The organism is Litoreibacter janthinus, from assembly GCF_900111945.1.
Lineage (GTDB): Bacteria > Pseudomonadota > Alphaproteobacteria > Rhodobacterales > Rhodobacteraceae > Litoreibacter > Litoreibacter janthinus.
In genome coordinates, this window is sequence record NZ_FOYO01000001.1 from 1,550,779 (window position 1) to 1,571,866 (window position 21,088).

Genomic DNA, 21,088 nt, shown 5'->3' on the forward strand with positions numbered 1-21,088 from the left:
GGCGGGGCACTGCCCCGCCGCCACCTTAGAAATTCGCCGCGTCGAGCGCCATCACAGTATCGGCACCGCTTTCAATGCGGGCCAGATGCATTCCGGTCGCGGGCAGTTGGCGGGCCATGTAGTATTTGCCCGTCGCGATCTTGGTCTCGTAAAACGCCGTGTCGGATGCGCCGCCTTCCAATGCCTCCATCGCAGCCTTGCCCATCTTCGCCCACATCAGGCCAAGGCAGACATGGCCGAACATGTGCATAAAGTCGTACGAGCCTGCCAACGCGTTGTTCGGGTTCTTCATGCCGTTCTGCATGAAGTACATCCCAGCAGCTTGCAGGTCTTTGGACGCCGCTTTCAGGGGCTCAAGGAAGGCTTTTTCGAACTCTTCGTTGCCGCCGTTGTCCTTGATGAAGGTTTTCACCAGATCGAAGAACGCCATGACATGCTTGCCGCCATCCAGCGCCAGCTTGCGGCCAACAAGGTCCAGAGCTTGAACGCCATTCGCACCCTCATAGATCATCGCGATACGGGCATCACGGGCGAACTGGGACATGCCCCATTCTTCGATATATCCGTGGCCGCCATAAACCTGCTGCGCAGCGGTGGCGTATTCAAACCCTTTGTCGGTCTGAAAGCCTTTGATCACAGGTGTCAGCAGCGAGATCAGGCCGTCAGCCGCTTCGTCGTCACCACGCACGTGGCGGTCAATCAGATGCGCACCCCAGAAGGTGAATGCCCGCGCGCCTTCCACAAAGGACTTTTGGTCCATCAGGTTGCGGCGGATATCAGGGTGCACGATCAGCGGATCAGCAGGGCTGTCAGGGTTCTCGGCACCGGTCACAGCACGCCCTTGCAGACGGTCATTGGCGTAGGTGACTGCATTTTCATAAGCCACGACGGCTTGGGCGTAACCTTGCAGGCCCACGCCCAGACGCGCTTCGTTCATCATGGTGAACATGGCGCGCATGCCTTTATGCTCGGTCCCCAGCAGGTAGCCGGTGGCCTCGTCGTAGTTCATCACGCAGGTGGAGTTGCCGTGGATGCCCATCTTTTCTTCGATGGAGCCGACGGACACACCGTTGCGCGCGCCAAGCGAGCCGTCTTCGTTCACGATGAACTTCGGAACGATGAACAGCGACACGCCCTTGATGCCTTCGGGGCCGCCTTCAATCTTGGCCAACACCAGATGGATGATGTTGTCGGCCAGGTCGTGCTCACCCGCCGAGATAAAGATCTTCTGGCCCGTGATTTTGTAGCTGCCGTCGTCTTGCGGGGCGGCTTTGGTGCGCATCAGGCCCAGATCGGTGCCGCAATGCGGTTCGGTCAGGTTCATGGTGCCGGTCCATTCGCAGCTGACCATTTTCGGCAGGTAAGTGGCTTTCTGCGCATCCGTCCCGTGGGCGTGAATGGCCGAGTAGGCCCCGTGCGTCAGGCCTTGATACATGTTGAAAGCCATATTGGCCGAGACGAAGATCTCGCCCACGGCGGTGCCCATCAGATAGGGCATGCCTTGCCCGCCATATTCAGGGTCACAGTCTAGGGCAGTCCAGCCGCCGTCTTTCATTTGCTCAAACGCTTCTTTGAAGCCCGTCGGGGTCCGAACTACCCCGTTCTCCAGAACGCAGCCCTCTTTGTCGCCAACCACGTTCAGCGGTTGCAACACTTCGGTCGCGATCTTGCCCGCCTCTTCCAGAATGGCGGAGGTGAAGTCCGCCTCCAACTCGTCATATCCGGGGATGTCCTGTTCGGTCACTTTTAGGACGTCGTGCAGGACGAATTGCATGTCTTTGACTGGAGCGGTGTAGCTTGGCATGTGGGTCTCTCTGCGAAAGGTTTGCGGGTTTAGCTATTTGCCACTTTTGGCAAATGGAGCGAGGCGATCATTTTTTCACCCCAGTTCAACTGGGCTTTCAGGTCATCAATGGCTTCGTTCAACTCGTCACGCTGTTTGACCATGTCGGACAGACGCTTCTGGCCAATCTCATAGGTCAGAGCCAACTGAGTCGCCTGCTGGTCACCGATATTGTACAGATCCAGAAGCTGGCGAATTTCTTCGAGCGAGAACCCGAAACGTTTGCCGCGCAGGATCAGTTTCAGACGGGCGCGGTCACTTTTGGTGAACAAACGGCGCTGGCCTTCACGGATCGGGAATAGCAGTTCTTTGGCTTCGTAGAAACGCAGGGTGCGGGGAGTAACCCCAAAAGCATCACACATTTCCCGAATGGTCATAGTTTCCTCAGACATATTGTGGTCCTCCACAGTTCGGTTTCGATGTGTTGGACATGTTGAACGTGTGAGCACCTTACAAGCATTGTTGACGTTAACGTAAATGTAACGTGGCGTCAGAACATGCTTGACGTAATGTCAGGAAAGGTAAGGCAGGCTTTTGCGCAATTTTGTTAAAATCAAAGCGCTTTGAATTGTGACGAGAATGTGTGGGAATTCCCCCTAAAGGTCATAAAAATAAGGGGGAATGAAGAACTTTCATTCCCCGCCCCCTCTAAATTTGCAAGGAAATCTCATTCTCCCGCTAGAGCCGCAAGTCTGTCGGGTAGGCGACAGCTTCAGTTAACCAGGCGGGTTTTGGAGAAGCTCTTTCGCCACCTGTTCGCGGAGCTCTTGAAGCTCTTTGATCGATTCCTCGATCTGTTGGCGACGGCTTTGCAACTCGCCCATCTGCTTATCCGCAAATTTTATGACCGCTTCCATCTGGGCGCGGTTTTGGTGATCGGAATTGTACATATCCAGCCATTGGCGGATGTCCTCCAATGAGAACCCGAATTTCCGCCCGCGCATAATCAGCTTCATGCGCGCCACTTCGCGCGGATGATAAAAACGCGCGCGCCCGTCGCGTTCAGGGGAAAGCAGCTCGATATATTCGTAATAGCGTAGCGTTCTCGGGGTTACATCGAACTTGGCACACATTTCCTTGAAGGTGAGGCGGCTGTCTGACGTCATTGAAAACTAACCCTGTCCGGTAACACAAGTTGCTGATCCCCTATCTTCGCATAGCTGGCGACGCCAATCCAGCCGCAGTTGCCCCAGAAAAACATTTGTAGGCCGTGCTGCCGTCTTGGCCCGCCTCAAGAAAGCTGCCAATGATGGCGCCATGAATACCAAAACAGACCGCACCAAGCTTGCCCGCCAGTTTATCGAAGCCATCCCGCACTCGCGTGCATTGGGGATGACGTTGGAGGAAATCGGTGACGGCGTGGCTATAATCTCCATGCCCTACGACACGCGATTTGTGGGCAATCCCGCGACCGGCGTCATTCATGGCGGGGCGGTCTCGGCCCTGATGGACACCTGCGGTGGCGCTGCGGTGATGTCCCATTCAGACGCGCCGGTTGGCACTGCAACGATTGACCTGCGCATTGACTACATGCGCGCCGCAACGCCGGGCCAGCGTATCCGGGCCCGCGCCGAATGCTACCACGTCACGCGCTCTGTGGCCTTCGTGCGGGCCACCGCGCTGGATGATGACGACGACAACCCCGTGGCTGCGGCAACAGGCGCCTTCACCTTTCAACGCGCGAAAGGGACCTGATCCATGCGTAAGCCAGAGCCTGTCCAAGTGATCAAGACCCGCCGCGATGCCGCCCTGCGCGGCTTGGTCGAAAGCGTGCCCTACATTCAGTATCTCGGCGTCCAATTCGATCGTCGCGGCGACGAGCTGACGGCAGTGCTCCCCTACCGCGACGATCTGATCGGCAACCCAATGCTGCCCGCGATTCATGGCGGTGTGACGGCGGCCTTTCTAGAAATCACATCTATTATAGAGCTGACATGGTCATCGCTCTGGACCGACATGGAAGATGGCAAGCTGGACAAAGACGCCCCACTTCAAATGCCCAAGACCATCGACTTCACCGTCGACTACCTGCGCACAGGTCTGCCGCGCGACGCCTATGCGCGGGCGCGGGTCAACCGTTCTGGCCGCCGCTATGCCTCGGTGCATGTGGAGGCGTGGCAGGACAATCACCACCGCATCTTTGCTCAGGCGACGGGCCACTTCCTGATGCCCACCCGCGAAGATGGCTGAGAGCCTGACCCACGGGCGTGTTCTCAAAATCGCCCTTCCTATCGTGATCTCCAACGCCACCGTGCCGATCCTTGGCGCGGTTGATACCGGCGTCGTGGGCCAACTGGGGCTGGCAGCGCCAATCGGCGCAGTCGGCATCGGGGCGATTATCCTGTCGGGTCTGTATTGGTTGTTCGGCTTTCTGCGCATGGGCACTGCAGGTCTGACGGCACAAGCGCATGGGGCAGGGCAGACGGGCGAGGTGTCGGCGATGCTGTCGCGGTCGCTGATGATCGGCCTCGCGGCAGGCATGGTCATCATGGCGCTGCAAGTCCCGCTCTTCTGGGGCGCGTTCCAGCTGTCCCCCGCCAGCCCCGAGGTTGAAAGCCTTGCCCGTGACTACATGCGCATCCGCATCTTCTCCGCGCCTGCCGCCATTGCCATTTACGGCATCACCGGATGGCTTATCGCGCTGGAGCGCACCCGCGCCGTGCTGGTCATGCAGGTTTGGATGAACGGGCTGAACATCCTGCTTGATTTGATGTTCGTGCTGCACTTGGGATGGGGCGTCGAGGGCGTGGCTATTGCGACCTTTATTGCTGAGTGGACTGGCCTCGGCCTAGGGCTGTGGCTGTGCCGCGATGCGTTCCAGTCACCGGCTTGGAAAGACTGGCCCCGTGTGTTCGACCGCGCCCGCCTGACGCGGATGGCGGCGGTGAACTCGGACATCATGCTGCGCTCGATCCTGTTGGAAGCGGCCTTCATCTCCTTCCTGTTCTTCGGGGCGGACTTTGGCGATGTGACACTTGCGGCCAACCAGATACTGCTCCAGTTCCTGCACATCACAGCCTACGCCCTCGATGGCTTTGCCTTCGCGGCGGAAGCACTGGTGGGCCAAGCCTTGGGTGCCCGAAACCGGCTGCGCTTGCGGCGAAGCGCCTACCTGACGTCTTTCTGGGGGGGGATCGTGACGGTTGGGCTCGCCACCAGCTTCGCGCTGTTCGGGGGCACGATCATCGACATCATGACCACCGCGCCCGAGGTTCAGACAGAAGCGCGGGGCTATCTTATCTACATGATCGCGGCGCCAGTTGTCGGGGTCGGGGCATGGATGCTCGACGGTATCTTTATCGGCGCAACCCGCACCCGTGACATGCGCAACATGATGGCGGTGTCGTTTGCGGTGTATTGCGTCGCGCTTGCGTTGCTGATGCCAGCTTTCGGAAACCACGGCTTGTGGTTGAGCCTGCTGGTTCTGTTCATCGCACGCGGCATAACGCTTGGCCTGCGGTACCCCGCGCTAGAGGCGCAGGCGTCCTAAAGCCAGTCCCCGCGACCTGTCCCAACGGCGTCGGAGACATGCGCAAACCCATCGCGTTCCAGTAGCGCATCGAGGCCAGAGGCAATTTCGCCCGCCAGAGACAGCCCGCCATAGACCATCGCCGTGTAAATTTGCACCGCAGACGCGCCCGCTTTGATCTTGGCATAGGCCTGCTCGGCAGAGCCGACGCCACCGACCCCGACCAAAGGCATCGCCCCGTCCAGAAGCCGCGACAGTTTCGCCAGAACGCGCGTGCTCTTCTCGAAGACCGGTTGGCCCGACAGGCCCCCGGCCTCGTCACGATGTGGCGATTTCAACCCGTCGCGCGACAAGGTGGTGTTGGTGGCGATAATTCCGGCGAGGCCCGTCTCGACAGCAACCTCGGCAATCTCGGCCAATGCGTCATCATCCAGATCGGGTGCAATCTTCAAAAACACCGGAATCGGCGTTCGCAATTCGGCCCGCGCTTCCATCACACCCGTCAGCAATGCCGACAAGGCAGCGCGGCCTTGCAGGTCACGCAGCTTCTCGGTGTTCGGGGATGAGACGTTGACGGTGGCAAAGCTCACATGCGGCCCGCAGCGGCGCAGCACGGTAGCAAAATCCTTCGCGCGGTCCTCGCTGTCTTTATTGGCCCCAAGATTCAGACCAACTGGCACCCCGACCACGCGGGCGGCAAGTCGTTCAGCGATGACATCCATGCCTTCATTGTTGAACCCGAACCGGTTGATCGCGGCCTGATCTTCCGTCAGGCGGAATAGACGTGGTTTGGGGTTGCCCGGCTGCGGGCGCGGGGTCGCAGCGCCGACTTCCAGAAAGCCAAAGCCCGCCTGCGCCAGCGGACCGACCACTTCGGCGTTCTTGTCAAAGCCTGCCGCAAGCCCAACGGGGTTGGCGAGCGTCATCCCCGCCAAGTTGGTCTCCAAACGGGGGGAGCGGACAGGGCCATGGCCAAAACCAAGCCCCATTTTCAACGACATCACAGCCAGCCCGTGCGCCCGTTCCGGATCGACGCAATGCATCCCCGCAAGGGCGATCCGTTCGGCAAATCTCATTGCATCCCCACGGGGAACAGATGTGCCGTGCCGTTCCACGGCAAGGCGGCCCCGCCAGACACTTCGGACAGCAACCAATCGCGGTAAAGATGCGGAAACTCTGCGCCGCCCCGCGACACTTCCCACTTCAACGCAGCGTCTTCGGGCGCGTCCCCCCAGATCAGCCACAAATCTGTCTGCCCTGCGAAATGCTTGGCAGCGGTCTCTTGGGCCTGTTCGGCGGTTGAGAAATGTATGTAGCCGTCTGTCAGGTCAATTGGCGCACCGGTGAAGCGGTCATTGGCCTGAAATTCGGACCACGCGTCGGCGGTCATGATCTTGTAAATAAGCATGGTCCCCACATGCCCGTTGCCCAAGTTTTGGTCAAGTCATACGCCTGTCATAAGGTGACGTTACGCGACCCAGCGACAGGGCTTTGACTCCGCGCATCAATAGCGCCACTCTGTTCTCAGATATCCAATTGGGGGACCATCCAAATGCTTAAGACCCTTCTCACCAGTGCTGCCGCTTTGACCCTGACATCAGGGATCGCCGCAGCCGACTACTCTTTGACGATCCTGCACACCAACGATTTCCACGCGCGGTTCGAGCCGATCAGCAAGTACGATTCGGGCTGCTCCGCCGAGGACAACACCGAAGGCAAATGCTTCGGGGGCTGGGCGCGTCTGGTCAATGCCGTGAAAGACGCACGTTCGCGCACCAACAATTCCATCCTCGTGGATGGCGGCGACCAGTTCCAAGGCACGCTGTTCTACACCTATTATAAGGGCAAGGTCGCGGCCGAAATGATGAACGGCCTGCAATATGACGGCATGACCGTCGGCAACCACGAATTTGACGACGGCCCGGAAGTGCTGGCTGGATTCATGGATTCGGTGGGCTTTCCTATTCTGATGTCCAACGCGGATGTCTCTGGTGAGCCTGCACTGGCGGGCAAACTGATGAAATCCACCACCATTGAACGTGGCGGCGAAAAGATCGGCCTGATCGGCCTGACCCCGCAGGACACGCCTGATCTGGCGTCGCCCGGCAAGAACATTATCTTCACTGACCCGTCCGAAGCGGTGCAGGGTGAGGTCGACAAACTCACCGCCGAAGGCGTCAACAAAATCATCGTGCTCAGCCACTCCGGCTTCGTCGTCGATAAGCTGGTTGCCGCCAACACCACCGGCGTTGACGTCATCGTCGGCGGCCACTCCAACACGTTGCTGTCCAACACTCAGGAACGGGCTGTGGACGTCTATCCGGTGATGGTCAACGATACGGCCATCGTGCAGGCCTATGCCTATGGCAAGTTCTTGGGTGAGCTGAACGTCACTTTCGACGACGACGGCAAGATCACCGAAGCCAAGGGTGAGCCGCTGCTGATCGACGGTCAGGTGGCCGAAGATGCGACCATTCTGTCGCGCGTTTCTGAGTTGGCAAAACCGCTGGATGAAATCCGCAACGAGGTGGTGGCTGAAGCCGCCGAAGCATTGATCGGTGACCGTGATGTCTGCCGCGTCGAGGAATGCTCTATGGGCAACCTGATCGCCGACGCCATGCTGGAGCGCGTAAAGGGGCAGGGCGTCAGCATTGCCATCGCCAACTCCGGCGGCATCCGTGCCTCCATCGATGCGGGCGAAGTGACCATGGGCGAAGTGCTGACTGTGCTTCCGTTCCAAAACACCCTGTCCACGTTTGAAATCTCCGGCCAGACGGTGATCGACGCGCTGGAAAACGGTGTGAGCCAGGTGGAAGAGGTCGCAGGTCGTTTCCCACAAGTGGCTGGGCTTCAGTTCAGCTGGGATCCGTCGGTCGCGCCAAATGAAGGCCGCATTCAGGATGTGGTGGTGATGGAAGGCGACACATTCGTGCCGATCGACCCAGCCAAGACCTATAAAGTGGTCTCAAACAACTTCGTGCGCGGTGGCGGCGACGGCTTCAAGATGTTCGTCGACGCGGACAACGTGTATGACTTTGGCCCCGATCTGGCCGACGTCGTAGCCGAATACATGGCCGAAAAAGGTCCGGTCTCGCCTTACCTCGACGGCCGCATCGTGAAGAAGTAACTTAGTCAGGCCGCGCGGGGACTCTTCCTCGCGCGGTCCGATTTGCGCGATTATGTGCGGACGCTACTGCTTCACCACACCTGCCCAAGCGATGGTCCGTCTGTTCGGGGCCACCGTCGGGAACGATCTGCCCAATCTTCCAAACTACAATATCTGCCCCACAAATCAGGTCTGCGCGGTCACGTCCTCTCAGGGGGCGCGGCGTTTGGTGGCGTTTCGCTGGGGGTTTATCCCGCATTGGTACAAATCACCCTCCGACGGTCCGCTGCTGATCAACGCGCGGGGCGAAACCATTGCCGAAAAGCCCGCTTTCCGCGCGGCGGTTCGGGAACGGCGCTGCCTGATCCCTGCCACCGGCTTTTACGAATGGACAAAGGACGCCGACGACCAGCGCTTGCCGTGGTATATCCACCCCGTCCAAGACGAGCCGCTGGTCTTCGCGGGCATTTGGCAGCATTGGCAAATGGGGGAGGAGGAGCATACGACCTGCGCCATCGTCACCACGCCCGCTTCCAAGAAAATGCAGGCGATCCATCACCGCGAGCCGGTAACACTGGCGCCAGAAGACTGGGCGCTCTGGCTTGGTGAAGAAGGCCGCGGCGCGGCGACCTTGATGAAAGCCGCTCCCGAAGACCGCTTGACCTTCCACCGCGTGGACAAAGCGGTCAATTCAAACCGCGCCTCAGGGCCGGAACTGATCGAGCCTATCTGACCGTTCAGCTGCGACTGCGCAAAGCAAAAGGCCCCGCCGGTTTCGGCAGGGCCTTCAAAATTGTCTCAGACAGTGCTCTTAGTTGACTGCGGTGTCGCCGTCACCAGCACCGGACAGCTCGAAGCACTCTGGCGCTTCGCCGGTCTCAGGGGAGCCAAACGCGCCCTTGTATTCTTCGTTGGTGGTGGATTTGAAGCACAGCACCATGTCGGCGCTCACAGTCACTTCCGCCAGCGCGCCTGGTTGGATCGGGCCAGTGGTCCAGCTTCCGTCCAAGGCAGTGGCGTCGTGAACTTCGTCCTCTTGGTTGCGGATGATGATGGTTTCACCTGCGCCAGCCAAGATCATCGGAGGAAAGAACACGCCACCCTTGATGTCAACGCGGCGCTCGGCCATCTGATCGCCGATACCCAAGGTTTCGTCGTCTTCAATTCCGGTTGCACCGGCGACGCCGGCGGTTATTGCGACCGCGCATGCAGCGCAGCTCAGTACAAATTTACGCATGGTTCAAAGTCCTCACGGGTTACTATGCGGCGCAACTCACGCCAAATATCTAGAGAAAGTTAATGCTAAAAGAATGGGGCATTTCTGGGGCATTAGGGCTCTGATATGGAAACAGCGCGTTGCCAAATCGAGAACAAACCCAATTTTTTCAAGGCTATAAGGGGTTTGCGCCAGATGTGCCTAATCCGCGTCGCCATATTCCAGCCATGATGCCCTGCCAGACGCTGCTGAGGTGTCAGAAGACCATAGCGCGATCATCTATTCAGATCCCTCGAAGCCAACAGCACAGCGTTGCGCGCGACCGGCTTCGAGCTTTTCGTTTAGAGATGCGCACATTCCGGCACAGGGGTCTTTACCGAACCGTCCGTTTTCCATTGCAGAAGGTTGTCCACCGTCAACGCGCCCATCGCGGCGCGGGTCTCGTGCGTGCCGGAGCCTACATGGGGTAACAACACCGTGCGGTCGGACGCCTTCAACGCGTCAGGGATATGTGGCTCACGCTCGAACACGTCCAAACCGGCCAGCCCCAACTTGCCGCTTTCCAGTGCCACGATCAAAGCATCCTCATCCACGACAGAGCCGCGCGAAACGTTGATCAACATCCCCTTCGGTCCCAGGGCCTCCAACACCTCTTTGTTCACGATCTTATTGGTCGATGGCCCGCCTGGCGTGATGCAGACCAGCACGTCGCAGGCTTTCGCCATGTCTACCAAATCGCCATAATAGGTATAGGGCACGTCTTTCTTGCTTCGCGTGTGATACACAATGGTCGGGTTGAAGATCGCCAAGCGGTCGGCGATTTCTTGGCCGATGCGTCCCAGCCCCAAAATGCCGATGGTCTTGCCATCAGGCGAGGTGGACAGCGGCGCGCTTCCCTTGGATTCCCAATCTCCCGACCGCGCCCATGCTTCGTCATGGCGGAAGTTGCGCAGACCCGCGAGCAGGAGCAACAGCGTGGTATTCGCCACCTCCCCGTTCAGTACATTCGGGGTATGGGACACTTTGATGCCGCGCGCGACGCAGGCGTCCGTATCCACGGCGTCGTAGCCCACGCCATAGCCAGATACGACCTTCAGGTTGGGCAATGCAGCCATAATCTCGGGCGACACCCCGTCATGTCCATTGGTCATCACCGCCTCGACCGACGCGCCGTGCTCGGCAGCCCAGGCATTCAAGTCGGAGATTTCCGACAGCTTGTGAATGGTGAACTCAGGCGTCAGGCGCGACAACATCTCGTCTGTCGCGCCGCCGATCATCAAAAGGCTCGGATTGCTCATGCGTCCTGACCCACGGTCTGACGCTGTGTGCCAAGACCTTCGATGGTCAGTTCCATCACGTCGCCCTTCTTAAGATAAACCGGCTCCGGCTTGATCCCCATGCCAACACCCGGAGGGGTGCCAGTGGTGATCACGTCGCCCGGATGCAGGGTCATCAGACCAGACAGATGCTCAATGATCTGCGCCACGGTGAAGATCATCGTATTCGTGTTGCCGGTCTGCATGCGCTTGCCGTTGACATCCAGTGACATGGCAAGGTTCTGCACGTCACCTACTTCGTCCTTGGTCACAAGCCACGGCCCTGTTGGCCCGAAGGTGTCGCAGGATTTGCCCTTGGTCCATTGGCCGGTCAGCTGTGTCTGGAAATGCCGCTCCGACACATCATTGATGACGCAGTAGCCCGCCACATAATCCAGCGCGTCCGCCTCGGAGACGTATTTGGCCTCTTTGCCGATCACCACACCAAGCTCGACTTCCCAATCCGTATGGGTCGAGCCGCGTGGCATCATCACATCGTCATTGGGCCCCACAACGGCCGAGTTCGCCTTGAAGAACAAGATAGGATGCTCAGGGATCGCCGCGCCGGTTTCAGCCGCATGGTCCGAGTAATTCAGCCCGATGCACAAGAACTTGCCAATGCTGCCAACGCAGGCCCCAAGCCGCGGCGTGCCGTCCACTTTGGGCAAATCCTCTGGGTTCAACCCTTTCAGTTTCGCCAGCGTCGCGTCACTCAGATGGACACCGTCGATGTCCTTCACATGCGCGCTCAGATCGCGCAGCGCTCCACCCGCGTCGATCATCCCGGGCTTTTCCGCGCCCTTGTCACCGTACCTTACAAGTTTCATCTCATCTTCTCCCTAGTGGTTGTCGCGCGGCATATATTTCCGCGCAATGTCTTGGTATTTCGTGGCGCCTTCCAGCGTCATCCCTTCCGAGAACGGACGCACCATGGCACGGAAGATTTCCTGCCAAGGCGTCTGGCTGTCCGGCACCTCGATAGAGCCGTTCACAAGTTTTTCGGCCCGTGTTTTCAGTTCGGCGTCGTCCACCAGCATGTTGGCAGTGCACTTGCGCAAGTCGATCCGCACGCGATCCCCTGTAGCTACCAAAGCCAGCCCGCCGCCATCTGCCGCTTCGGGCGAGGCATTCAGGATCGAGGGGGAACCCGAGGTCCCTGACTGTCGCCCATCGCCAACACAAGGCAGCGCGTGGATGCCCTTCTTCAGCAGGTAAGAGGGCGGCCGCATGTTCACCACCTCAGCGCCGCCCGGATAGCCCTTCGGCCCCGCGCCACGCATAATCAGGACACAGTGCTCGTCAATCGCAAGACTTTCGTCGTCGATCTTTTTGTGGAAGTCCTCTGGTCCGTCGAACACTATTGCGCGGCCCTCAAAGGCCTCAGGGTCGTCGGGGTTGGACAGATAGCGCTCGCGAAACTCCGCGGAAATCACGCTGGTCTTCATGATAGCTGAATCGAACAAGTTGCCCTTCAGGTTGATGAAGCCTGCATCCTTCAACATCGGCGCGTCGATCGAATAGATCACGTCGTCATTGCCCGTCAGAACCCCGTCGCAGTTCTCGGCCATGGTCTTGCCATTGGCGGTGACCGCGTCCGGATGAGGCAACAAACCCGCCTTCAGCAACTCACCAATCACCGCAGGCACGCCCCCCGCGCGGTGGTAATCCTCGCCCAGATATTTGCCCGCCGGTTGCAGGTTCACGAGCAATGGCACCTTGTGGCCGATGCCCTGCCAGTCATCGTTTGTTAGCTCTATGCCTAAGTGTTTTGCCACCCCGTTCAAATGGATCGGCGCGTTCGTTGATCCGCCAATGGCCGAATTGATAACAATAGCGTTTTCAAAGGCTTCTCGGGTCATGATGTCAGAGGGTCTTAAGTCTTCGTGCACCATTTCCACAATGCGCTGGCCGGTGTGGTAGCTAATCTGCCCGCGTTCGCGATAGGGCGCAGGAATCGCCGCAGCACCCGGAAGTTGCATCCCCAACGCCTCCGCCAAGGAGTTCATCGTGGTCGCGGTTCCCATGGTGTTGCAATAGCCGACTGACGGGGTCGAGGACGCAACCAGATCCATGAACCCGTCATCATCAATCTCGCCCGCCGCCTGCATCTCGCGCGCTTTCCACACGATGGTGCCCGATCCGGTCCGTTCGCCCTTGAACCAGCCATTCAGCATCGGTCCGACACTCAGGGCGATCGCCGGAATGTTCACGGTCGCTGCCGCCATCAGCAAGGCTGGGGTCGTCTTGTCGCAGCCGATATTCAGAACCACGCCGTCAATCGGGTAGCCAAACAGCGTCTCCACCAAAGACAGATATGCCAGGTTCCGGTCCAGCATCGCGGTGGGCCGCTTGCCGGTTTCCTGAATTGGATGAACGGGAATTTCAATCACCGTGCCACCCGCCGCGATCACCCCGTCGCGCACTCGTTTGGTCAGCTCGATATGGTGGCGGTTGCACGGAGACAGATCAGACCCTGTCTGAGCAATCCCGATAATCGGTTTGCCCGATTGCAACTCTTCACGGGTCAGCCCGTAATTCAGATACCGCTCCAGATACAGCGCGGTCATCTCTTGGTTGTCAGGGTTGTTGAACCATTGCTGAGATCTCAGCTTTGTCTTCTCGGCCATCTTCAAATCCCGTTAAGGTTAACGCGGCCCGCCTTGGACGGTACCCCTGTTTCCATTTGGTCTAAAATACTCGAAAATCCGACGTCAGCCGGACCACCCTCCGTCGATGACATGAGGTTGGCCCGTGGTAAATCCGCTCTCGTCGCTCGCAAGATAGACCACCAGGGCCGCAATCTCGTCCGCGGTCGCAACGCGGCCCATAGGCTGGCGCTCCACAAACTGCTTCTTGGCTTCCTCGTAGCTGCCAACCTGCTCGCCCAAGGCCTTCACGCGGTCATGCCAGCTGGGGCTCTCCACAGTGCCGGGACAGATGCAGTTACATCGAATTCCTTGCTTGATGTAGTCCAGCGCCACGGATTTCGTCATCCCGATGACAGCCGCTTTGGTGGTGCCGTAGATGAACCGGTTGGGCGCGCCAATGACGCTCGAACAGGCGCTCGACATATTAACAATCGAGCCGCCGCCGCGCTCCAGCATCCCCGGAAGGGCGGCCTTCATCATCCGCCACATGGACCGCACATTCAGGTCAAAGGCGAAGTCCCAGTCCTCGTCAGTGGCGTCCAGCGCCGTGCCGTGATGCACGAAGCCCGCGCAGTTGAACAAGACGTCCGGCTGTGCCCGCGCAATCCCGTCCTTGACCGACTGCACATCGCGCACATTCAGCACGAAGGTTTCGATATTGTCGTGGTTCAAATCAGCTAGGGCGTCGGCATTAATATCGGTTGCAAATACCGTCGCGCCTTCATTTGCCATCGCCAAGGCCGACGCACGCCCGATCCCCTGCGCTGCCGCCGTGACAATTGCGCGTTTTCCAGCAAGCCGTTGATGTCCCAATTAAATTCCCCCCTGAAATGGTAATCTCTGAAGCCGCTTCTTCGGCAGACCGGAGGCTTCACCCGCCAATGCCTAGAACCAAAATTAACCCGCTTCAATGCTTTTCACGCTCAAAGGCTTGGCCTACTGTTATCGCAAACACGTAATCCAAGCTTGGACGGGGACATCAATGCCAGACCACAAAATCGCGCTGCTCGGGACGGGCCTTATGGGCGCTCACATGGCGCGCAATATCGCTAAAGTCGGCTTCCCTCTGGCCGTCTGGAACCGCTCGCGCAGCAAGGCAGAGCCTTTGGCCGCCGTCGGCGCGACAGTGCATGATACCGTGGCTGACGCTGTGGCGGGCGCAGATATTGTCATCTCCATGCTGGCCGACGGCGTTGTGGTAGGCGGGCTGGTTACAGACGCCGAAGTGACTGGCGCCATGAAGCCCGGCGCGCTGTGGATCGACATGTCTTCGGCCAAGCCGGAAGAGGCTCGCGCGCAGGCCGCGCATCTGGCGGGGCTGGGCTTTGCCCATCTCGACGCGCCCGTGTCCGGCGGCACCAAGGGGGCGGAGGCCGCGACTCTTGCCATCATGGCGGGCGGGGAGGCTGACGCCTTTGCCCATGCGACCCCCGTTCTGGAAGCCATGGGCCGTCCGGTCCATGTCGGCCCGACAGGCTCCGGCCAACTGTCCAAGCTTGCAAACCAAGCGATCGTTGCAGTGACCATCGCCGCGGTCGCCGAAGCCATGTTGCTGGTCCAGAAAGGCGGGGCCGATCCCGCCGCCGTGCGCGCGGCCCTCAAGGGCGGTTTCGCCGACAGCACCATCCTGCAACAGCATGGCGAGCGGATGACCGAAGGCAACTTCGTCCCCGGCGGGCTGTCCAAGTTCCAACTCAAGGACCTCGACAATCTGCTCAACGAATCCGGCCAGCTTGGCCTGACGCTTCCGGTGGCCGAGATGACCCGCGACCGCTTTGCTGATTTCGTCGAGAACATGGATGGCGCCGACAAGGACCATTCCGGCCTCTACCTTGAACTCTTAAAACGCAACGGGATGGACGCATGAGGGCCCTCATCCTTGGTGGCGGTGGCATGGTCGGCCAAAAGCTGGCCCGCCACATCGCGGTGCATGGGCTGGACGGCCAGCAGGTCAAGCTGACCCTGCATGACATCGCCTTCCCACCGGCCCCGATTGCAGGTGCCGAGCAGATCAATGGGTCTATCGCCGATGCAGGCACGCCAGAGGCATTGGCCAAAACGAAGCCTGACGTGATTTTCCACCTTGCGTCCATCGTGTCGGGCGAGGCAGAGGCGGATTTCGCAAAAGGCTGGGCGGTCAACATGCACCCGACTTGGGCTTTGCTCGAAGCCCTACGGGCCGAGCATGAGGCGGACCCAAGCTATCGCCCGCGCATTGTCTTCACCTCGTCCATCGCCGTGTTCGGCGGGCCGTATCCCGACAAGATCAGCGACACCTTCCTGTCCGCGCCGCAAACCAGCTATGGGGCGCAAAAGTCGATCTGCGAGACGATGATCTCCGACTTTTCGCGCAAGGGGTTTGTCGACGGCATTTCCATCCGCCTTCCCACGATCTGCGTGCGGCCCGGCAAGCCGAATGCTGCGGCATCGTCATTTTTCTCGGGCATCATTCGCGAACCGCTGAACGGGCAGGAGGCGCTTTTGCCTGTCGCCGACACGACCCGCCACTGGCACGCCAGTCCGCGTTCTGCCACTGGGTTCCTGACCCATGCCGCGACGCTCGACACCGATCGGCTGGAAGGGCGTCGCGCCTTGAATCTGCCAGGCGTCAGTTGCACCGTGGCTGAACAGATCGAAGCGCTGCGGGAACTCGCGGGCAATGATGTGGTGAAGCTGATTAAGCCAAAGCCCGATCCGGTGATCCAGAAAATCGTCGAAGGCTGGCCACGAAATTTTGAACCCGAGCGCGCGCTGGCGCTGGGCTTCAAGGCCGAAAGCAGCTTCAAGGAAATCATTCAGGTCTATCTGGACGATGACTTGAACCGCCCCACCTGACCCGTCGCGCCTAATCGGTCCTAGCGGTCCGAAATCATGTTGCGGGCAAGGTGGTCGTGGATGTGCTGTCGGCACAGCGCTTCATCGCGCGCCAGTGCGGCTTCCAGTATCGATTGGTGCTCTTCGATGTTGTCTGGGTAGTAGCCGTAATTGGTGACCCGCGACACCAGCTGCTGGCGGAATTGGTCGTAGATTGTCTTGTAGGTTTCCCGGAGCAGGGGGGAGTTGCACGCCGAAATCAGCGTGTCGTGAAATTCCCATTCGGCGTTGGACCAGAGAGGCAGCAACCGCTCGACGGTGCCGGTCCGTCGGACTTCTGACTCGATATGACTAAGTTTGTGATGCGCGGCGGACAGACGCGCTTCCCACTCGATATCGCCATGTTTGATCGACAGGCTGACGCCTTCCTGTTCCAAGAGGATTCGGAACTGGGTCAGGTCATGCTGCCGTTCGCGCGAGGTGCTGCGCGCGCGAAAGCCTCGCTGTTCCTCGAAAGAAACCAAGCCGACGGTGGATAGGCGAAACAGCACTTCTCGAATCGTATTTGCCGAACAGCCATAGGTCTGGCGCAGGTCCTCGGGCTTCAGCTTTTCGCCATGATCGAACTGCGCAGTGACCAGTTTCCTGTGAAGATCGGCATAGATTTCAGGCGTTTCCATCTTCGAGGCGGTCACGGCATTCGACATTGATCGGTTCCTCTTGGTGGGCTGGTCCGGTGCGATTTAGCTAGGGCAAGCGCGATAGGCGCGATTTGAGCTGTCGGATTAGCTACCACGCAAAATTTTGAGATTGCAAAGGAATTTCAAAATTATGAAAAAAATAGATTATTTGTTGGCAGCTTTAGATTCGGTTGCTAGGCTCTTCGGACGCACGGTCAGTTCGACGGGCAACCGCATCTGGCGCAAAACGCGAAAACGATAAAAATTCGTCTGGGAGGACACCATGAAGTTTCTGAAATCCGCCGCGGGCTCTGCCGCGGCTGTCGCATTGTTGACAACTGGCGCGATGGCTCAAACCACCAATCTGCGCATCCAAACGCACTACGCGCCTGAATCAATCTCCGGCAAGCTGGCAACAGAGTATGTGGAAAACATTCAAGCAATGTCCGGCGGCGAAATCTCCGTAGAGATGTTCTACGCGTCATCCGTTGTGAAATCGGTTGAAACCTTCGACGCGGCCGCATCCGGCATTCTGGATTGCGACATGACTGGCGGCGGCTACCAGACTGGTAAGAACCCTGCGTTCCAATTCGTGGGCGACATCATGGGCGGCTACGACACGCCGTACCAGCAGCTGTCTTGGTTGTATTATGGCGGCGGTCTGGAAGCCGCGGCCCAGCTCTACAACAAGTATGACATGGAGCTGATTGGCTGGTGGGTTTACGGTCAGGAGAGCTTTGCGTCGACCAAGCCAATCGCCAAGGTTGCGGACTTCAAGAACTGGAAGTTCCGTTCGCCTCCCGGCATGGAAACTAAGATCTTCGAAAAGCTGGGTGCATCGCCGATCGTGATGGACTTCACCGAGATCTTTACCGCGCTGGAAACCGGCATCATTGACGGTGCTGACGCCTCCGGTTTGGCAAACAACAAGTCGATGGGCCTGTATGACATCGCCAAATATGCCAACTTCCCTGGCTTCCACTCGATGCCGTCGGATCACCTCGCATGTAACAAAGCAGTGTTCGACGCAATGCCAGAAGCTCATCAGCGGATCATGAAAGTTGCAATGGAGTCGCTGGCTCTGCGCACCGCGCTGACCTTCGAAAAGCTGAACGCAGAATCCGCAGCCGAGCTTCGTGCCAATGGCGTGACCCTGTCGCGTTGGGGTGATGAAGACATGGCTGAGTTCCGTGCAGCGGCACAAGCAACATGGCCTGAGTTCGCAACCACACCTGAAGCCAAGGCTCTGGTTGAAAGCCACTTGGGTTATCTGACCCAACTGGGCCTCGTGTCCAAGTAAGACCAAAACCTTGGGGGAGGTCGCGCCTGCCGCGGCCTCCCTCACATTTTGGTCTGACGTTTGATCATTACAATCAAAGTCTCCAATCCGCGCCATCCAGACGGCGTGGCAAGGAGGTAGGTTTCAAAGACCGATAAGGGGGGCAGATGAGCAACGCGACAGAACACCCGAAATCCGGCAGCATGATCGAGTGGGTCATGCCATTGGCGTTTATTGCCGCGGCAGCTTGGCTGACATGGCACATGCCCGTCTTCATCCTTGATTTCGGCGGCCCGAACGACCAGCTTTCCGCGCTCTATGCCTCGCTTGATCTGACGCCCAACATGCATACGCCGTTGTCGCCAAATGCCGACATCGTCGATTGGGTCGCGCTGATCGCGGTGCCGATTCTGTTTGTCTTCGGGGTGCGCACGGTGCGGCTCGCGCCGATGGAGTTTCAAAGCTGGCGCGCCGCCGACCGCTCCTCGGTGTTCATTGGTCGGGTGACCATGATGCTGGTGGTCTTGCTCACCTCGGTGATGATGTTCGAGGTGGTGCTGCGCTACGTGTTCGAAGCGCCGACGCTTTGGGCAAACGAGTTATCGCTTTGGCTGGCGGGCTTCGTGTTCTTGTGCGCAGGTCTTTATGCAATGCAGCAGCGCAGCCACATCCGGATATTCCTGCTGTACGATCTGATGCCGCGCTTCGTGCAACGGGTCTGCGACGTCGTGTCGACCGCTTTGATCGTCACGTTCGCCTTCTTCTTGGTCTATGGCGGTTACGGCGAGGCGTTCACCAAGTTTATGCGGTGGGAGACTTTCGGCACTGCCTTTGACCCGCCCATCCCCGCGACATTGAAACCGACGGTTTTGATCGTGGTGTCGCTGGTTGCCGTGCAAGCAATCGTCAATCTGATCTCGGACTGGAACGCAGAGCCGGTCATGCACTCTGCGGCCGACGACATCGACCAAGACGAAATTGAGCGGCTGAAAAAGGCCGTTGGCGTCGAGGGCGTTGGCGACATGGACGTCACCCGTGGCTCAATTCAATCGGGCGCGGCCCAAACGAAGGCAGGGCAAGACTAATGGATATCGGAACAATCTCTATGGTGTTGCTGCTGGGTCTGATGGTCCTGCTGGCCATCGGTATGCCGCTTGGCTTTGCCTCTGCCATCCTCGCCGTGCTGGTGCTGGTGATGAAATTCGAGCCGACGCTGCTGTCCAACCCCTTCACCTTCGGCGACGGGATTCTGACCGGAAGGCCGGGGTCTGGGCCACTCAACATTCTGGCGCAGAAGATATACGGGCTCTTAACGGACTATGTGCTCATATCCATCCCGCTGTTTATCTTCATGGCGGCGCTGCTTGAACGCTCCGGCATTGCGAAGGATATGTATTCCTCGCTCAATGTCTGGTTGAACCGCACCCGGGGCGGCATCGCCATCGTGACCTCGATCATGGCCGTTATTATGGCCGCGATGTCCGGTATCATCGGCGGTGAAGTTGTGCTGTTGGGCCTGATCGCGCTGCCGCAAATGCTGCGCTTGGGCTATAACCAGAACCTCGCCATCGGCACGATCTGTGCCTCTGGCTGTCTGGGCACCATGATCCCGCCTTCGATCGTGCTCATCATCTACGGTCTGATCACCGAGACGTCGATCAAAGCGCTGTTCACCGCGTCCTTCTTGCCGGGCTTCATGCTGGCGTCTTTCATCATCATCTATATCATTGTTCGCACGCAGCTGAACCCGGACGACGCGCCTCTGCCAGAACCCGACGAGGGCGAGCCGCAAGGCGTTGAAAAGCTCATGCTGTTCCTCGCGTTCCTGTCGCGGCTGGTGTCGGGCTTTGCGACCTTCTTTTTCCTGCGGGTTCTGTTTTTCGAGTTCTCTGGCCAAAACGCTTCGAACACTGGCGCCGATATCCGCTTCGGGACGATGGACTATGCCCCGTGGTTCGGCGGCGCCGTGGTCGTGACGCTGCTGTTGAGCTACTTCGTTTTCGGTCGCGAGCGGTCGCGCTTGGGCTGGCAGATGGGCAAGGGGCTGGTGCCACCGATCATCATCATCGGCGTGGTGCTTGGCTCCATCTACATGGGCATCACCGGCATCACCGAGGCTGCTGGAATGGGGGCCGTTGCGGTTCTGGTCATGTCCGCCTTCCGTGGTGAGGCATCGTTTGATCTGGTCTGGGACTCGCTGATGCGGACGCTGAAATCCACCGGCACAATTATCTGGGTCACCATCGGTGCTGCGGCGCTCGCCGGGGCCTACACCATCGCGGGCGGCCCTGTCTTCGTGGCGGATCTCGTGGTCGGCTCTGACCTTCCTAGCATGGGGATCATCTTGCTGATGATGCTGATCCTGCTGTTCATGGGCGCCTTCATGGATTGGGTCGGCATCGTGCTGCTGATCATCCCGGTGTTCCTGCCCATCGTGCAGCGCCTGCCGATCGAGGATATCGGTCTGCTGGGCGATTTGAACCCGCGCCATGTAGCGATCTGGTTCGGCGTTGTGTTCTGTATGAACATGCAGGTCAGCTTCTTGTCACCGCCCTTTGGTCCCGCCGCGTTCTATCTGAAATCGGTGGCACCGGCGCATATTTCGCTGACAGACATTTTCAAAGGCTTCCTGCCCTTCATTGGCATCCAGTTGGTGGCGCTGTCTGTGCTGCTGATCTACCCGCCTATCGTTTCGATCTTGCTGCCATAGGAGGGCA

Annotated in this window: 21 protein-coding genes; 10 read left to right on the forward strand and 11 right to left on the reverse strand. The window is 59.0% G+C overall.

Annotated features, from left to right (window positions below; genetic code table 11):
• Positions 1-25: 25 nt before the first annotated feature.
• From BM352_RS07720 to BM352_RS07730, 3 genes are all read right to left on the reverse strand, one after another.
• Entirely contained in the window at positions 26-1,804 is a 1,779-nt protein-coding gene (locus BM352_RS07720; protein WP_090214723.1) for an acyl-CoA dehydrogenase C-terminal domain-containing protein, read from the reverse strand.
• 29 nt (positions 1,805-1,833) lie between these two features.
• Complete coding sequence (locus BM352_RS07725) at positions 1,834-2,235, reverse strand: MerR family transcriptional regulator (RefSeq protein ID WP_090214726.1); 402 nt, start codon at positions 2,233-2,235, stop codon at positions 1,834-1,836.
• 324 nt (positions 2,236-2,559) lie between these two features.
• Complete coding sequence (locus BM352_RS07730; RefSeq protein ID WP_090214729.1) at positions 2,560-2,949, reverse strand: MerR family transcriptional regulator; 390 nt, start codon at positions 2,947-2,949, stop codon at positions 2,560-2,562.
• 151 nt (positions 2,950-3,100) lie between these two features.
• On the opposite strand from BM352_RS07730, the gene BM352_RS07735 reads away from it, so the two are divergent.
• Genes BM352_RS07735 through BM352_RS07745 form a run of 3 tightly spaced genes read left to right on the forward strand, consistent with a single transcriptional unit; the run spans position 3,101 to position 5,333 of the window.
• Positions 3,101-3,538: a PaaI family thioesterase gene (locus tag BM352_RS07735; protein ID WP_090214731.1), complete on the forward strand. Its 438-nt coding sequence runs from the start codon at positions 3,101-3,103 to the stop codon at positions 3,536-3,538.
• 3 nt (positions 3,539-3,541) lie between these two features.
• Complete coding sequence (locus BM352_RS07740; protein ID WP_090214734.1) at positions 3,542-4,033, forward strand: PaaI family thioesterase; 492 nt, start codon at positions 3,542-3,544, stop codon at positions 4,031-4,033.
• On the forward strand, positions 4,026-5,333 hold the full coding sequence (locus BM352_RS07745) for an MATE family efflux transporter (RefSeq protein WP_090214736.1): 1,308 nt from the start codon (positions 4,026-4,028) through the stop codon (positions 5,331-5,333). Before BM352_RS07740 ends, BM352_RS07745 begins: the two co-directional genes overlap by 8 nt.
• Here the strand turns inward: BM352_RS07745 and BM352_RS07750 are convergent.
• Positions 5,330-6,388 carry a quinone-dependent dihydroorotate dehydrogenase gene (locus tag BM352_RS07750; RefSeq protein ID WP_090214738.1) on the reverse strand — a complete coding sequence of 353 codons (1,059 nt, stop codon included), beginning with the start codon at positions 6,386-6,388 and terminating at the stop codon, positions 5,330-5,332. The two genes, BM352_RS07745 and BM352_RS07750, sit on opposite strands and share 4 nt — an antisense overlap.
• Complete coding sequence (locus BM352_RS07755) at positions 6,385-6,720, reverse strand: DUF952 domain-containing protein (protein ID WP_090214743.1); 336 nt, start codon at positions 6,718-6,720, stop codon at positions 6,385-6,387. Before BM352_RS07755 ends, BM352_RS07750 begins: the two co-directional genes overlap by 4 nt.
• Positions 6,721-6,864: 144 nt before the next feature.
• Here BM352_RS07755 and BM352_RS07760 point away from each other — a divergent pair, with 144 nt between their 5' ends.
• Positions 6,865-8,439: a bifunctional metallophosphatase/5'-nucleotidase gene (locus BM352_RS07760; protein WP_090214744.1), complete on the forward strand. Its 1,575-nt coding sequence runs from the start codon at positions 6,865-6,867 to the stop codon at positions 8,437-8,439.
• Between the two features lie 52 nt (positions 8,440-8,491).
• Positions 8,492-9,151, forward strand: a complete 660-nt coding sequence (locus BM352_RS07765; RefSeq protein WP_090214749.1) for an SOS response-associated peptidase — start codon at positions 8,492-8,494, stop codon at positions 9,149-9,151.
• 78 nt (positions 9,152-9,229) lie between these two features.
• Here BM352_RS07765 and BM352_RS07770 read toward each other — a convergent pair whose 3' ends face one another.
• The 5 genes from BM352_RS07770 to BM352_RS07790 all read right to left on the reverse strand — a co-directional run bounded on the left by BM352_RS07770 (position 9,230) and on the right by BM352_RS07790 (position 14,411).
• Entirely contained in the window at positions 9,230-9,655 is a 426-nt protein-coding gene (locus tag BM352_RS07770) for a cupredoxin domain-containing protein (RefSeq protein WP_090214754.1), read from the reverse strand.
• Positions 9,656-9,975: 320 nt separating this feature from the next.
• On the reverse strand, positions 9,976-10,932 hold the full coding sequence (locus BM352_RS07775; RefSeq protein ID WP_090214757.1) for a 2-hydroxyacid dehydrogenase: 957 nt from the start codon (positions 10,930-10,932) through the stop codon (positions 9,976-9,978).
• Entirely contained in the window at positions 10,929-11,777 is an 849-nt protein-coding gene (locus BM352_RS07780; protein ID WP_090214761.1) for a fumarylacetoacetate hydrolase family protein, read from the reverse strand. Before BM352_RS07780 ends, BM352_RS07775 begins: the two co-directional genes overlap by 4 nt.
• Positions 11,778-11,789: 12 nt before the next feature.
• Positions 11,790-13,577, reverse strand: a complete 1,788-nt coding sequence (locus BM352_RS07785) for an IlvD/Edd family dehydratase (protein WP_090214764.1) — start codon at positions 13,575-13,577, stop codon at positions 11,790-11,792.
• A gap of 84 nt (positions 13,578-13,661) precedes the next feature.
• The gene (locus BM352_RS07790) at positions 13,662-14,411 is read right to left on the reverse strand and encodes an SDR family oxidoreductase (protein WP_090214767.1); all 750 of its coding nucleotides are present in this window, start codon (positions 14,409-14,411) and stop codon (positions 13,662-13,664) included.
• 97 nt (positions 14,412-14,508) lie between these two features.
• On the opposite strand from BM352_RS07790, the gene BM352_RS07795 reads away from it, so the two are divergent.
• Together BM352_RS07795 and denD are read left to right on the forward strand one after the other, a co-directional pair.
• Positions 14,509-15,465 (forward strand): NAD(P)-dependent oxidoreductase, encoded by a 957-nt coding sequence (locus tag BM352_RS07795; RefSeq protein ID WP_090214772.1) that lies wholly within the window; start codon positions 14,509-14,511, stop codon positions 15,463-15,465.
• Positions 15,462-16,433: a D-erythronate dehydrogenase gene (denD, locus tag BM352_RS07800; protein WP_090214776.1), complete on the forward strand. Its 972-nt coding sequence runs from the start codon at positions 15,462-15,464 to the stop codon at positions 16,431-16,433. The genes BM352_RS07795 and denD overlap by 4 nt, the downstream gene beginning before the upstream one ends.
• 20 nt (positions 16,434-16,453) lie before the next feature.
• On the opposite strand, the gene BM352_RS07805 is transcribed toward denD, so the two are convergent.
• Complete coding sequence (locus tag BM352_RS07805) at positions 16,454-17,119, reverse strand: GntR family transcriptional regulator (RefSeq protein WP_245780938.1); 666 nt, start codon at positions 17,117-17,119, stop codon at positions 16,454-16,456.
• 256 nt (positions 17,120-17,375) lie between these two features.
• Here BM352_RS07805 and BM352_RS07810 point away from each other — a divergent pair, with 256 nt between their 5' ends.
• The 3 genes from BM352_RS07810 to BM352_RS07820 all read left to right on the forward strand — a co-directional run bounded on the left by BM352_RS07810 (position 17,376) and on the right by BM352_RS07820 (position 21,081).
• On the forward strand, positions 17,376-18,392 hold the full coding sequence (locus BM352_RS07810) for a TRAP transporter substrate-binding protein (RefSeq protein WP_090214779.1): 1,017 nt from the start codon (positions 17,376-17,378) through the stop codon (positions 18,390-18,392).
• A gap of 146 nt (positions 18,393-18,538) precedes the next feature.
• Positions 18,539-19,456: a TRAP transporter small permease subunit gene (locus tag BM352_RS07815; protein ID WP_245780939.1), complete on the forward strand. Its 918-nt coding sequence runs from the start codon at positions 18,539-18,541 to the stop codon at positions 19,454-19,456.
• Positions 19,456-21,081, forward strand: coding sequence for a TRAP transporter large permease (locus tag BM352_RS07820; RefSeq protein WP_090214782.1), 1,626 nt, complete (start codon positions 19,456-19,458; stop codon positions 21,079-21,081). Before BM352_RS07815 ends, BM352_RS07820 begins: the two co-directional genes overlap by 1 nt.
• Positions 21,082-21,088 lie beyond the last annotated feature (7 nt).